The organism is Novosphingobium sp. 1529 (assembly GCF_040544855.1).
In the GTDB taxonomy this organism is placed as follows: Bacteria; Pseudomonadota; Alphaproteobacteria; order Sphingomonadales; family Sphingomonadaceae; genus Novosphingobium; species Novosphingobium capsulatum.
Window position 1 is genome coordinate 1 of sequence record NZ_JBEPKW010000018.1, and the last position, 13,869, is coordinate 13,869.

General features: G+C 65.5%; 8 protein-coding genes and 1 pseudogene. 4 read left to right on the plus strand and 5 right to left on the minus strand.

Features of this window, described 5'->3' with window-relative positions; all coding sequences use genetic code 11:
- The 5 genes and pseudogenes from ABIC78_RS20205 to ABIC78_RS20225 form a co-directional block, all read right to left on the minus strand.
- Nucleotides 1-91, minus strand: a pseudogene (locus ABIC78_RS20205) (electron transfer flavoprotein subunit beta/FixA family protein); the annotation flags it as partial.
- Between the two features lie 82 nt (nt 92-173).
- Entirely contained in the window at nt 174-2,195 is a 2,022-nt protein-coding gene (locus tag ABIC78_RS20210; protein ID WP_022676651.1) for an acetyl-CoA carboxylase biotin carboxylase subunit, read from the minus strand.
- Nucleotides 2,196-2,212: 17 nt separating this feature from the next.
- The gene (gene scpA / locus ABIC78_RS20215; RefSeq protein WP_354491669.1) at nt 2,213-4,459 is read right to left on the minus strand and encodes a methylmalonyl-CoA mutase; all 2,247 of its coding nucleotides are present in this window, start codon (nt 4,457-4,459) and stop codon (nt 2,213-2,215) included.
- Nucleotides 4,446-4,883 carry a methylmalonyl-CoA epimerase gene (gene mce / locus ABIC78_RS20220; protein ID WP_354491671.1) on the minus strand — a complete coding sequence of 146 codons (438 nt, stop codon included), beginning with the start codon at nt 4,881-4,883 and terminating at the stop codon, nt 4,446-4,448. Before mce ends, scpA begins: the two co-directional genes overlap by 14 nt.
- Before the next feature lie 16 nt (nt 4,884-4,899).
- On the minus strand, nt 4,900-6,426 hold the full coding sequence (locus tag ABIC78_RS20225) for an acyl-CoA carboxylase subunit beta (protein ID WP_354491673.1): 1,527 nt from the start codon (nt 6,424-6,426) through the stop codon (nt 4,900-4,902).
- Between the two features lie 135 nt (nt 6,427-6,561).
- Between ABIC78_RS20225 and ABIC78_RS20230 the strand changes: the two genes are divergently transcribed.
- The 4 genes from ABIC78_RS20230 (at nt 6,562) to bcsA (ending at nt 13,869) form a co-directional block, all read left to right on the plus strand.
- Complete coding sequence (locus ABIC78_RS20230) at nt 6,562-7,971, plus strand: helix-turn-helix domain-containing protein (protein WP_354491675.1); 1,410 nt, start codon at nt 6,562-6,564, stop codon at nt 7,969-7,971.
- Nucleotides 7,972-8,177: 206 nt separating this feature from the next.
- Nucleotides 8,178-8,651, plus strand: a complete 474-nt coding sequence (locus ABIC78_RS20235) for a hypothetical protein (protein WP_062788628.1) — start codon at nt 8,178-8,180, stop codon at nt 8,649-8,651.
- On the plus strand, nt 8,651-9,415 hold the full coding sequence (locus ABIC78_RS20240) for a cellulose synthase operon protein YhjQ/BcsQ (protein ID WP_179562126.1): 765 nt from the start codon (nt 8,651-8,653) through the stop codon (nt 9,413-9,415). Before ABIC78_RS20235 ends, ABIC78_RS20240 begins: the two co-directional genes overlap by 1 nt.
- Nucleotides 9,412-13,869 (plus strand): UDP-forming cellulose synthase catalytic subunit, encoded by a 4,458-nt coding sequence (bcsA, locus tag ABIC78_RS20245; protein ID WP_354491678.1) that lies wholly within the window; start codon nt 9,412-9,414, stop codon nt 13,867-13,869. The genes ABIC78_RS20240 and bcsA overlap by 4 nt, the downstream gene beginning before the upstream one ends.

Below are 13,869 nucleotides of genomic sequence, written 5' to 3' on the forward strand. Positions count from 1 at the left end.
CGTTCGCCAGCTCGACACCCGTGCCATCCGCCTTCACCCGCGGCTTCACGTTGTAGTCGATCACCCGCTTCACGCAGACCAGGGCTTTCATTGCACTCACGCCTTTCCCAACGGTTTCGCCGTCTTGTAATTCACGCTTACGTAAACGTCAACTAGCCTTCCTCGCAGGCGGTTCATTCCATCTCGAGGATGATCGCGTCCACCGCCAGACTTTCGCCGGCCTTGGCACGCACTGCTTTGACTTTGCCGCTCTTTTCGGCGCGCAGGATGTTTTCCATCTTCATCGCCTCGACCACGGCAAGCGGCTGCCCCGCTTCCACGCTGTCGCCTTCGGCCACGTTGAGCGACACCAGCAGGCCGGGCATCGGGCAGATCAGGAAGCGCGAGAGATCGGGCGGCACCTTTTCGATCATGTGCGTGGCATAGGGCGCCACGCGGGCGGGCAGCACCTGCACCTTGTGGATCGCGCCGCGCGTGGTCAGTTGGAAACCGCTGCGCGTCGGCTTGACCTTCACGCCCAGCACTGCGCCGTCGACCTCAGCCTCTACCAGCCAATCGCCGGGGGTATATTCCATCGCCAGATCGAGCGGCGTGCCATCGACGGTAACCTCGTCACCGGCCAGCGCCACGGCAAAGACCTGGCCACCCAGGGTGACCGACCATGCCGATGGCGGCCGCAGCCGCTTGCCCAACTGGCCATCCACCCGCCGGGCGCGATCGGCCCGCGCCGTCGCCAGGAACGCGGCAATGCCCGCCAGCGCGCGCTGCAGGGCTTCGTCGGCGGGGGCGCCGTGGAACCCTTCGGGATATTCCTCGGCGATGAAGCCAGTGGTGAGTTCGCCCGAACGGAAGCGCGGATGCTGCATGATCGCGCTGACGAAATCGATGTTGTGACCAAGGCCCTCGATCTCGAACGCGTCGAGCGCGGCAACCTGGCGGTCGGCGGCCTCGTCGCGCGTCTTGCCCCAGGTGACCAGCTTGGCGATCATCGGATCGTAGAACATCGAGACTTCGCCGCCTTCATAGACGCCGTCGTCCACGCGCACGCCGTCCACCCCGCGCCGGCCATTGGCCTGGCCGTCGTCGGTCCAGCCGGCAAGCGGCGGGCGATAGCGCACCAGGCGCCCGGTGGAGGGCAGGAAGCCGCGATAGGGATCTTCGGCATAGACGCGGTTTTCGATCGCCCAGCCATCGATGCCGATATCATCCTGCGTGAAAGCCAGCTTTTCGCCCGCGGCCACGCGGATCATCTGTTCCACCAGGTCGATCCCGGTGATCGCCTCGGTAACCGGGTGCTCCACCTGAAGGCGGGTGTTCATTTCCAGGAAGTAGAAAGACTGGCCTGTCTTGTCCGCCCCCGAAACGATCAGTTCGACCGTGCCGGCGGAATAATAGCCCACCGCGCGCGACAGGGCGACGCACTGTTCGCCCATGGCCTTGCGCATCTCCGGGCTGACGAAGGGCGAGGGGGCTTCCTCCACCACCTTTTGATGGCGGCGCTGGATCGAGCATTCGCGCTCGTTCAGGTAGAGGATGTTGCCGTGCTGATCGCCCAGGATCTGGATTTCGATGTGGCGCGGGTTCTCGATGAACTTTTCGATGAACACGCGATCGTCGCCAAAGGAATTGAGCCCTTCGCGCTTCACGCTTTCAAAGCCCTCGCGCACGTCCTTTTCGGAAAAGGCGAGGCGCATGCCCTTGCCGCCACCGCCGGCCGAAGCTTTCATCATCACCGGATAGCCGATGTCGTTGGCGATGCGCACGGCATGGTCGGTATCGTCAATCTCGCCGACATAGCCGGGAACGACGTTGACGCCGGCGGCCTTGGCCAGCTTCTTGGATTCGATCTTGTCGCCCATCGCGGCGATCGCGCCGACGGGCGGTCCGATGAACGCGATGTTTTCGGCGGCCAGTGCCTCGGCAAAGCTGGTGCGTTCCGACAGGAAGCCATAGCCGGGATGCACCGCGTCGGCCCCGGTGGCCTTGCACGCGGCAATGATCTTGTCGGCGATCAGATAGGATTGCGCGGCCGGGGCCGGGCCGATGTGCACGGCTTCATCGGCCATCTGCACAAACGGCGCGCGCGCGTCGGCGTCGGAATAGACGGCCACGGTGGCAATGCCCATGCGGCGCGCGGTCTTGATCACGCGGCAGGCGATTTCGCCGCGATTGGCGATAAGGATCTTCTTGAACATCGTCCTCTCCCGTCCCGTCACGCGTCGAGCGGCGGCATGTTGTGGCCCAGCAGGCGCAGCATATCGGCAGCGCATTCCACCACGTTCGATCCCGGGCCATAGATGCCCTGAACCCCGACTTCGCGCAGGAAATCATAATCTTGCGGCGGGATCACGCCGCCCGCCACCACCTTGATGTCTCCCCGCCCGGCCTCGCGCAGGCGCGCGATGAGTTCGGGGATCAGCGTCTTGTGCCCAGCCGCCAGCGATGAGGCGCCGATCGCATCCACGTCGGTGGCAAGCGCCAGGACGCAGGTTTCTTCCGGCGTCTGGAACAGGGGGCCGCTGGTCACGTCAAAGCCCATGTCGCCAAATGCCGAGGCAATGACATTGGCGCCGCGATCGTGGCCGTCCTGGCCCATCTTGGCCACCAGCAGCCGGGGCTTGCGGCCCAGGCGCCGGGTCACGGCCTCGACGCCCTCGATCACCTGGGCATAGCGCTTGTCGGCCGCATAGGCCGCGCCATAGACACCCTTGACCGGGGTAGGCGTGGTGCCATGGCGGCCGAACACCGCCTCCATCGCATCGGAAATCTCGCCCAGCGTGGCGCGATGGCGCGCGGCTTCGACGGCCAAGGCGAGGAGGTTGTGGGTGAGGTCGGGGGTGCTTTGGACAGGCCCTTCGACAGGCTCAGGGCGAACGGTGTTCTGTTCTGCCCCTTCCGTGCTGGGAACGTCCTGTTCCGCCCGTTCCGTTCGGGCTGAGCTTGTCGAAGCCCCCGCGCGCGCCGCCTCTGTAATGGCCTTGAGCGCAGCCTGCACGACGGCTTCGTCGCGGCTGGCGCGCACCGCGTTGATGCGGGCGATCTGGCCGGCGCGCACGGCGTGGTTGTCTACCTCCAGCGTCTCGATGCGGTCTTCGGTGGCGAGGCGATACTTGTTGACGCCGACGATCACGTCTTCGCCCTTGTCGACGCGCGCCTGGCGGGCGGCGGCGGCTTCCTCGATCATCGCCTTGGGCCAGCCGGCGGCCACGGCCTTGGCCATGCCACCTTCGGCCTCGACGCGTTCGATGATGGCCCAGGCCTGGTCGACCAGCTGTGCGGTGAGTGCTTCGATATAGTACGACCCGCCGAGCGGATCGACCACGTTGCACATGCCCGTTTCTTCCTGGATCACGATCTGGGTGTTGCGGGCAATACGCGCGGAAAAGTCGGTCGGCAGCGCGATCGCTTCATCCAGCGCATTGGTGTGCAGCGACTGCGTGCCGCCCAGCATCGCGGCCATCGCCTCGATCGTGGTGCGGATGACGTTGTTGTAGGGGTCCTGCTCCTGCAGGCTGACGCCCGAGGTCTGGCAGTGGGTACGCAGCATCTTGCTGCGCTCGTCCTTGGCGCCCAGTTGCGTCATCGCGCGGTGCCACAGCACGCGCGCGGCGCGCAGCTTGGCCACTTCCATGAAGAAGTTCATGCCGATGGCAAAGAAGAACGACAGCCGCCCGGCGAACTTGTCGATGTCGAGGCCAGAGGCGACGCCATACTTCACATATTCCATGCCATCGGCAATGGTGAAGGCCAGCTCCTGCACCTGCGTGGCGCCGGCTTCCTGCATGTGATAGCCGGAAATCGAGATCGAATTGAACTTGGGCATCCGTGCCGAGGTGAAGGCGAAGATGTCGGAGATGATCCGCATCGAGGGTTCGGGCGGATAGATATAGGTGTTGCGGACCATGAACTCCTTCAGAATGTCGTTCTGAATGGTTCCGTCCAGCTTTTCGGTGGGAACGCCCTGTTCCTCGCCCGCGACGATGAAGAACGCCAGGATCGGGATGACCGCGCCGTTCATCGTCATCGACACCGACATCTGGTCGAGCGGGATGCCGTCGAACAGGATCTTCATGTCCTCGACGCTGTCGATCGCCACGCCGGCCTTGCCCACGTCGCCCACCACGCGCGGATGGTCGCTGTCATAGCCGCGATGGGTGGCCAGATCGAACGCCACCGACAGGCCCTTTTGCCCGGCGGCCAGGTTGCGGCGATAGAACGCGTTGGATTCCTCGGCCGTGGAGAAGCCGGCATATTGCCGGATCGTCCAGGGGCGGCCGGCATACATGCTGGCGCGCACACCGCGCGTGAACGGGGCAAAGCCGGGCAGGCCGGGGTCTGTCGCCACGTCATCGGCGGTATAGAGCGGCTTGACCGCGATGCCTTCGGGCGTGTGCCAGGTGAGGTCCTTGCCCTTCACCTCCTTGGCGGCAAGGGCTTCCCAGTCTTTAATGGTCCCCACGGGGCGTCTCCATGATTTCGGTCAGCTGGCCCAGCATGTCCTTGGGGTGCAGGAAAAAGATCGGCCTGCCGTGGGCACCGATCCGCGTTGGGCCGAGGATGCGCTTGCCCTGCGCGGTGAACCAGGCGCGCGCGGCCTCGATGTCTGCCACCTCGTAGCACAGGTGGTGCTGCCCGCCGGCCGGGTTCTTGGCAATGAAGCCGGCGATCGGGCTGGTTTCACCCAGCGGTTCGATCAGTTCGATCTGCGTGCCGGCAGTGCCCGCTTCACCCGGCGTGTTGACGAACGCCACCTTCACGCCCTGCTCGGGCATGTCGAACGGCGCGGTGATCAGGCTCGCGCCCATCACATCGCGATAATAGGCGATGGCGTCGTGCATCGAGGGCACCGCCACGCCAACGTGGTTCAAACGACCAAGCTTCATGGGATTGCGCGCCTTCTTACAGCGGAATGTTGTCGTGCTTCTTCCACGGGTTTTCGAGGCTCTTGCCGCGCAGCTTGCGCAGGGCGAGCGCGATGCGCCGGCGCGTGGAATGCGGGTGGATCACCTCGTCGACAAAGCCCTTGCTCGCGGCCACGAACGGGTTGGCAAAGCGGTCTTCGTATTCCTTGGTCTTGGCCGCGATCTCTTCGGGGCCCAGCCCGCGGAAGATGATTTCCACTGCGCCCTTGGCGCCCATGACCGCGATTTCGGCCGTGGGCCAGGCATAGTTCAAATCGCCACGCAGGTGCTTGGACGCCATCACGTCGTAGGCGCCGCCATAGGCCTTGCGCGTGATCACGGTGATCTTGGGCACGGTGGCCTCGCCGTAGGCGAACAGCAGCTTGGCGCCGTGCTTGATGATGCCGCCCAGTTCCTGCGCGGTGCCGGGCAGGAAACCGGGCACGTCGACAAAGGTCAGGATGGGAATGTCGAACGCATCGCAGAACCGCACGAAGCGCGCGGCCTTCTTGGACGAGTTGATATCGAGCACGCCGGCCAGCACCAGCGGCTGGTTGGCCACCACGCCCACGGTGCGCCCTTCGACGCGGCCGAAGCCGCACAGGATATTGGCCGCATGGCCCGGCTGGATTTCAAAGAAATCGCCCTCGTCCAGCACCTTGGTGATCACCTCGCGCATGTCGTAAGGCTGGGTGGGCGAGGCCGGGATCAGCGTGTCGAGGCTTTCATCCAGGCGGTCCCACGGGTCGGACGTGGGCCGCTCGGGCACGCCGGTGCGGTTGGTGAGCGGCAGGTAATCGAAGAATTCGCGCGCCGTCAGCAGCGCCTCGATATCGTTTTCCAGCGCCAGGTCGGCCACCGAGGTCTTGGTCGAATGCGTGATCGCGCCGCCCAGTTCCTCTTGCGTGACGATCTCGTTGGTCACCGTCTTGACCACGTCGGGGCCGGTGACGAACATGTAGCTGGAATCCTTCACCATGAAGATGAAGTCGGTCATCGCCGGGGAATAGACGGCGCCGCCCGCGCACGGCCCCATGATCAGCGAGAGCTGCGGCACCACGCCCGAGGCCAGCACGTTGCGCTGGAAAATCTCGGCATAGCCGCCGAGCGAGGCAACGCCTTCCTGGATGCGCGCGCCGCCCGAATCGTTGATGCCGATCACCGGCGCGCCCACTTTCAGCGCCATGTCCATGATCTTGCAAATCTTCATCGCGTGGCGTTCGGACACCGCGCCACCGAACACGGTAAAGTCCTGCGAAAACACGAAGACCAGGCGGCCATTGATGGTGCCTGATCCGGTCACCACGCCATCGCCGGGAATGGTGTTTTCCGGCATGCCGAAATCGACGCAGTTGTGCTCCACATAGGCGTCGATCTCTTCGAAGCTGTCTTCGTCGAGCAGGATGTCGAGCCGCTCGCGCGCCGTCAGCTTGCCCTTGGCATGCTGGGCATCGATCCGGCGCTGGCCGCCGCCCAGGCGCGCGGCGGCGCGGCGGCGTTCCATCTCGGCAATGTTGGCTGACATGGCATCTCTCGCTTTGCAAGTTTGCAGAATTGCCCCCGCGATGCCGCAGGGCGGGGGCGCTGTCCAATGTTAATCTGTAAAGTTGCGAAGCGATACTTTGCAAAGCGCGGGCTGCGTGATAGCCCGCATGGCACCATGGCACGCCGTCCTCTCTTTGCCGGGCAACCCTTGCGCGCGCTGCGCCAGCGCCGCGCCCTGCGCCAGGCCGATATGGCCGGCATGCTCGGCATCAGCGCGTCCTATCTCTCGCAGCTGGAAAACGACGAGCGCCCGCTGACGCCCGCGCTGACCGATACGTTGATGGCAACGTTCCCGGTCGATTGGGCAGACCTGGCGCCGCCCGCGGCCGATGACCTGGCCGAGGCATTGCGCGGGGCGCTGGCCGATCCGCATCTCTCTGCCAGCCCGCCGGGCGAACAGATCGAGCGGCTGGCCCGGCAGTTTCCCGATCTGGCGCGGCAGGTGGTGCAGTTGCACGGGCTCTATACGCAAACCCGCCAGAGGCTCGACATGATGGACGAGACCATCGGCGCGAGCCTGGCTGCGGGCGGGCGCCTGCCGTGGGAGGAAGTGCGCGACTGGTTCCACCATGCCGGCAACTATGTCGATGCGCTCGATCGCGGGGCCGAAGACCTGGCGGCGCGGATCGGGCAGGGCGAGCCATCGCCCGATATTGCCCAGATGCAGGCCTGGCTGGCGGGCGAAGGGGTGAGCGTGGTGTGGCGTGGCGGCGGCCCGGTGCGGCGCTATGATGCGCCGCGCCGCACGCTCACGCTCGATTCCACCCAGCCGCTCGAATCCAGCCGGTTCCAGCTGGCCTATCAGGTTTGCGCCATCGCGCTGGCCGATGCGATCGCGCAGATCGTGGCGCAAGCGCCCCTGCGCAGCGAAGCGGCGCGGCACCTTTTGGCGGTGGGCCTGGGCAACTATGCCGCAGGCGCGCTGACCATGCCCTATACCGCCTTTGCCCAGGCGGCGCGGGCGCTGCGCCATGATGTCGATCGGCTGCGCCAGCCGTTCCACACCAGTTTCGAGCAGGTGTGCCACCGCCTGTCCACGCTGCAACGCCCGCAGGCGCGCGGCATTCCGGTGTTTTTCTGCCGGGTGGACATGGCCGGCAACGTGACCAAGCGCCATTCCGCCACGCGGCTGCAGTTCGGCCGCTATGGCGGGGCCTGCCCCTTGTGGATCGTGCACGAGGCGGTAGCCATTCCCGATCGCATTCACGTGCAACTGGCCGAAATGCCCGATGGCGTGCGCTATGTCTCGATCGCCAAGGGCCTGGTGAAGCCATCGGGTTCCTATTACCGCCCGTCGCGCCGCTATGCCGTGGCGCTGGGCTGCGAAGCGGCGCTGGCCAGCGAGTTCGTCTATGCCGATGGGCTCAACCTGGCGAGCGACGAGGCGGTGGCGCGGATCGGCGCATCGTGCCGCACCTGCCCGCGCGATACCTGCGATCAGCGCGCCTTTCCGCCTAGCGACCGGGCCATCGCCGTCGATCCCGCCCAGCGCGATCGCGTGCCCTATCGCATCGTGACGGGCTAGTCCGGCAGGGCCGAATCGGCGCTTGGCTGCCTTTGGTTGACGCCATGCCTGGCGCGGCGGTTGGTCAAATTAGGGTCGATTAATTTTCGTTACCGTCACAAAACCTCGCAAAACCGGGGGCTTTCTGCCATGCTGCAGGGCATGCGAAGGTATTTGTTAACCATTGTCTGCAAGACCTCTAGAGAGATTACTAAGGGGTTTGGGCTATGCGGGCAGATGCAAAGGTCTTGTTGGATCGGTTGGGGAAAAGCGATTTTCGCTATCGCGAATTCGTCGACCGCTTCGCCGATCTGGAAAGCTGGCCGATCTTCGAGGCGCTGCTCAAGGACCCGCGCATCATGCCGCAGGACGATGCCTCGGCTATCGCGGCGACCATGCCCGGTGACAGCGGCCGCCTGCCGGCGCCCCGTGCCCAGGCGCGCCCCGAGATCCGCCCTGAAGCTCGTGCCGAAGCCCGCCCCGAACAAGCCCCGGTGGCCGCTGCGATGACGCCAGCTGAGCGTGTTGCCGAGCCTGTGGCCGCCCCGGTGGCGGTTGCCCCATCCGATCCCGTGCCGCTGCCGACCAAGCCTGCCGCCACGCCCAGCCTGTTTGGCCGCTATGGCCGCCCCGATCGCGCCCAGAACATCCGCTCGCTGCTGCAGCGCCTGTCCGATGCGGTCGAAGGGGGAGACGCCTGATGGCCCTGATCCTGTTCCACAGCCCGCGCGGCGGCACTGGCAACTCGTTCCTGGCGGCCACCACCGCGATTGCCCTGTCGCGCGCCGGGCACGATGTCACCGCGCTCGATCTGGCGCAGAGCGGCACGCTGCAGCTGCACTTCGGGATCGGCCCGGGTGAAGCGCTGCCCCCGCTCGATGCCCCGGCCGAGGATACGGCCAGCGCATCGGTTCAGGGTGTGGCGCTGCGCAGCGCGGCTGCCCTGGCCCGCCAGCCCGATTTTGCCGAAGCGCTTGCCAAGGGCGAGATCGGCTTTGGCGGCGAGCAGCTGTTCGTGGCCGACATTTCCAGCGCCGATCGCCACTTGCGCGATCTGCTGCTGCCCTATGCCGTGCTGGAAATCTGCCCGCTGACGGCGACCGCCGAATGCCTGATGATGCTGCCGGCGGTCAACGATACCGGTCTGGCCAAGACCCGCTTCGTGATGAGCATGGTGGAAGACACCCGCCGCTTTGCCCGCCATTCGGTGGGCTTCCTGCGCGAACTGCTGGGCGATCGCCTGCTCGGCCAGGTGCGCCGCGACGAGGCCGTGATCGAGGCTGGCGCCATGCTTCAGCCGCTCGGCCGCTATGCCCCGCACAGCGCAGCCCTGGCCGATACCATCGCGCTGGGCGAATGCGTGGCCGAACTGATTGCCGAAATCCTGGATGATGAGGGCGCCGACCTGCCCGAAGACGATGCCGCCGCACCCGCTGGCCAGACCGGAAAGAACCGCGCCGCATGATCGCCCTGTTCCGCAATCCCGCAAACCTCCTGCGGCTGGGCACGTTCGTCCTGCTGGCGCTGACCGCGCTGGTGGTGATCGGCGTGCCGCTTGATCTCAAGCAGCAGTGGATGCTGGCCGGCGGAACGATCGTGGGCATGATGGCGCTGTCGCGCTGGAAATCGCGCAAGGGTTCGCTGGCGATCGGCATCCTCGCGATCATTACCTCTACCCGCTATATCTTCTGGCGCACCACGCAGACGCTCTCGTTCGGCACGCCGCTGGAATTCCTGTTCGGCACCGGGCTTTACCTGGCCGAACTCTATGCCTGGGTGCTGCTGATCCTGGGTTTTCTGCAGACCACCTGGCCGCTGGAGCGCCCGGTTGCGGAAATCGAGGGCGAGCCCGACACCTGGCCGACGGTGGACGTCTATGTCCCCACCTATAACGAGAGCCTGGATATCGTGCGCAACACCGTGTTCGCCGCGATGGACATGGATTACCCGCACGACCGCTTCAACGTCTATATCCTGGATGACGGCCGCCGCCCGGAATTCCGCGCCTTTGCCCGCGAGGCCGGCTGTGGCTACATCACGCGCGACAACAACCTGCACGCCAAGGCGGGCAATCTCAACGCGGCGATGAAGAAGACCGAGGGCGAACTGATCGCGATCTTCGATTGCGACCACGTGCCCACGCGCGCCTTCCTGCAGCTGACGGTGGCCTATTTTCAGAAGGAGCGGAAGCTGGCGCTGATGCAGACGCCGCACTTCTTCTATTCGCCCGATCCGGTGCAGCGCAACCTCGCCACGGCCAAGCACATGCCGGGCGAAGGCGATCTGTTCTATGGCCCGGTGCAGGGCGGCAACGACCTGTGGAACGCCACGTTCTTCTGCGGCAGCTGCGCGGTGATCCGGCGTGAAGCGCTGATGGAAACCAACGGCTTTGCCGGCGAAACGGTGACCGAAGACGCGCACACCGCCTTGAAGCTGCAGCGCACCGGCTGGTCCACCGCCTATATCAGCGCGCGCCTTTCGGCGGGCCTCGCCACCGAGCGCCTGGTGCTGCACATCGGCCAGCGCATCCGCTGGGCACGCGGGATGACGCAGATCCTGCGCATCGAAAACCCGCTGCTTGGCCCCGGCCTCAAGTGGCAGCAGCGCCTGTGCTATCTCAATGCGATGCTGCACTTCCAGTTTCCGCTGCCGCGCATCTGCTTCCTGACCAGCCCGCTCGCCTACCTGATCTTTGGCCAGAACATCATCGCCGCGTCGGCCTCGCTGATCTTTGCCTATGCCGCGCCGCACCTGTTCTGCTCGCAGGTCACTTCGGAACGCTCGCAGGCCGGCGAACGCCGCCCGTTCTGGGGCGAGGTCTATGAAACGATCCTGGCCTTCCACCTGGTAGCGCCCACGGTGATGACCTGGTTCAACCCGCGCAAGGGCAAGTTCAACGTGACCGACAAGGGCGACCTGCTCGATCGCACGTTCTTCGACTGGGCCATCGTCAAGCCGCACATGATCTGCATGGCCACGATCGTGTTCGGCATCCTGCTGGCGATCGGCAAGCGCGTTTTCTTCCAGCACCTGTTCAACGTGCAGCTCGATACCCTGGCGCTCAACGTCGCCTGGGCCACCTTCAGCCTGATCATCCTGACCGCTGCCGTGTCGGTGGCGCGCGAAACCCGGCAGGCCCGCCAGACCATCCGCGTAACTGCCGAACTGCCTGTGGCTGTTCACTTTTCCTCGGGCCATGTGGTGGATGGCACCACGATCGACATCTCGATGGGTGGGGCCGCGATCGAACTGCCGCCCGAACTGCCGGTGGGCGATGCCACGGTGACCGATATCGTCCTGGCGATGGGCGATGATCGCCTGGCCGTGCCGGTGGAAACCGTGCGCCGCACGCGTGGCCGTGCATTTGTCCGCTATCAGCCGCTTGACACACTGGGCCAGCGTAGGCTTGTTCGTGCCGTTATGGGACGGGCGGACGCCTGGCAGCGCGCCGCGCCGCCAGAGATTGTGCCTGGCTTGCGTTCGCTGAGGGATATTCTGGTGGTCGATGGCTTGACGATCAAGCGCCTGCTCTTGCTCAATCGTGCCGAACGCAAGGCCGCCAAGGAAGAGCAGCGCCGTCTTGCCGAAGCGGCCAAGCTGGCGCGCGCGGCCGAGGAAAAGGCCAAGGCCGATGCCAAGCTGGCCGAAGGGCAGGGCAAGCGCAAGAAGCGCGCCAGCCTGGCTGCTGCCGCCGCGATGCTCCTGGCCATGCCGCTGGTGGGCACGCTGCTGGCCCCGCAGCAGGCCCAGGCCGCCACGGCGCCGGCCGGCGCTGCGCCCGCCGCTGCCGCCTCGGGCGGCGGCGTTTCGCGTGAACGGCTGACGCTCAAGGACCTGCGCATCAAGAACGCCGTGCGGCTCCAGGGCACGCGCGGCGAAATCTCCATTCCGTTCGGCGTGCGCAAGAACCAGGTGGTGACCGATGCGTCGATCACCCTGCAACTGGCCTGGTCGCCGGCGATGCTGGGCGATCTCTCGCAGCTGGTCGTGCTGGTGAACGGCGAAGTGGTGCAGACCGTGCCGCTGCGCCCGCAGGATTCTGGCGGTCAGGTGCTGACCCTGCCGATCAACCCGGCGCTGTTCCTGCCCGGTGACAACCAGTTGAACCTGCGCCTCATCGGGCACTATGCCCGCGATTGCGAAGATCCATTCAATTCGGTGCTCTGGGCCAATGTCAGCAACACGCGCTCGTGGCTGGACCTGACCACCCAGGCCCTGCCCAACGTGCCCGACCTGTCGCACCTGCCCGGGCCGTTTTTCGATCGTGCGCTCAACACCACGCTCAAGATGCCGTTCGTGTTCGCCGGCCAGCCCCACAAGGGTGAGCTTGAGGCCTCTGCTGCCATGGCCGGCTGGCTCGGTTCGATGGCCAGCTATCGCGGATTCTCGTTCCAGCCACTCTTTGGGCAGATGCCCATGGGCAACGCGATCGCCTTCCTCAAATCGGGGCAGAGCCTGCCCGGTCTCAACATGACGGTCAGCGGCCCTTCGGCCGCCGTCGTGCGTAACCCGCGCGATCCCTATGGCACCGTGCTGGTGATCATGGGGCGTGACGATGGCGAACTGCGCCTGGCGGCTGCTGCGGTCTCGTCGGGCCGCGGCGTGTTTGGCGGGGCGCGGATGAATTTCGATGGCGCCCGCGTACCCAGCTATCCGCGCTATGGTGCGCCGCGCTGGATCACCACCGATCACGCCGTCAAGCTGGGCGAGATCATGGAGCCCTATGCGCTCCAGGGCATGGGCCTGCCGCCGGGCCCGCTGACGGCACGTTTTCGCGTCGCGCCAGACCTGTTCTTCTGGCCGCGCCAGGGCGGCACGCTCAACCTCATCTATCGCTATCCGCTGGCCAAGTGGATGGATCGCAAGGCCTCGCGCCTTGATATCTCGATCAACAGCCAGTTCCTCAAGACCCTGCCGCTGGCCGGCAGCTGGTGGAGCGACTGGTTCGGATCGAAGGGCGCCAACAGCTTTGACGGTTCGGCCAGCCTTACCCTGCCGCGCTACAACCTGTTCGGGCAGAACGATCTGGTTTTCGATTACAACCTGATCCTGGCCGACAAGCAGAAGTGCACCGGCACGCTGCCTGATAATGTGCGCGTGGCAGTCGATCCGGCCTCGACCATCGATCTCAGCCACGCCTATCATGCGCTGGAAATGCCCGATCTCGCCACGTTTGCGGGTGCGGGCTATCCCTTCACGATCCGCCCTGACCTGGGCGAAACGACCGTGCTGATGAGCCGCAATCCCACGCCGGCCTCAGTCCAGACCTTCCTCAACCTGATGGGCCGGTTTGGCGACAGCACCGGGATCGCCCCCACCGGGGTGACCGTGGCCGATGGCGTCGATCCCGATCGGCTGTCGAGCCAGGATATCCTGGTGATCGGCAGCTCGGCGATTGCCGGGGCTGGCCAGGTCTTTGCCAATGCGCCGCTGCATTGGGACGGGCACGGGCTGAAAGTGGCTGAAAAAAGCCCGCTGCAATATGTTTCCGCGCTGTTTTCCGATCGTGGCCTCACCAACGAGGCCGATGTCGAGCCGATGATCCACGCCGCGCGCGGGTTTGCCGGCATCGTCAGCTTCCAGTCTCCCTATGCGTCGGATCGCACGGTGGTGGCGCTGGTGGCCGATGATGCAGCCGATCTGCCCCCGCTGGTCGATGGCATGGCCGATTCCAAGATCAACGCCCAGATCCAGGGTGACCTCTCGGTCGCCACGGGCGATGGCATGTCCAGCTTTGCCATCGGGTCCACCTATTGGGTCGGCAGCCTGCCGATCTGGATGAAGGTGGCGTTCTGGTTCAGCCAACGCCCCTTGCTCATGGCGTTCGGCACGCTCATTCTGGCATTGGGGCTCACTGGCCCAGCTTACGCCTATTTCCGCCGCCAGGCTCGCCTGCGTCTGGGTGCAAAGGATGAATGA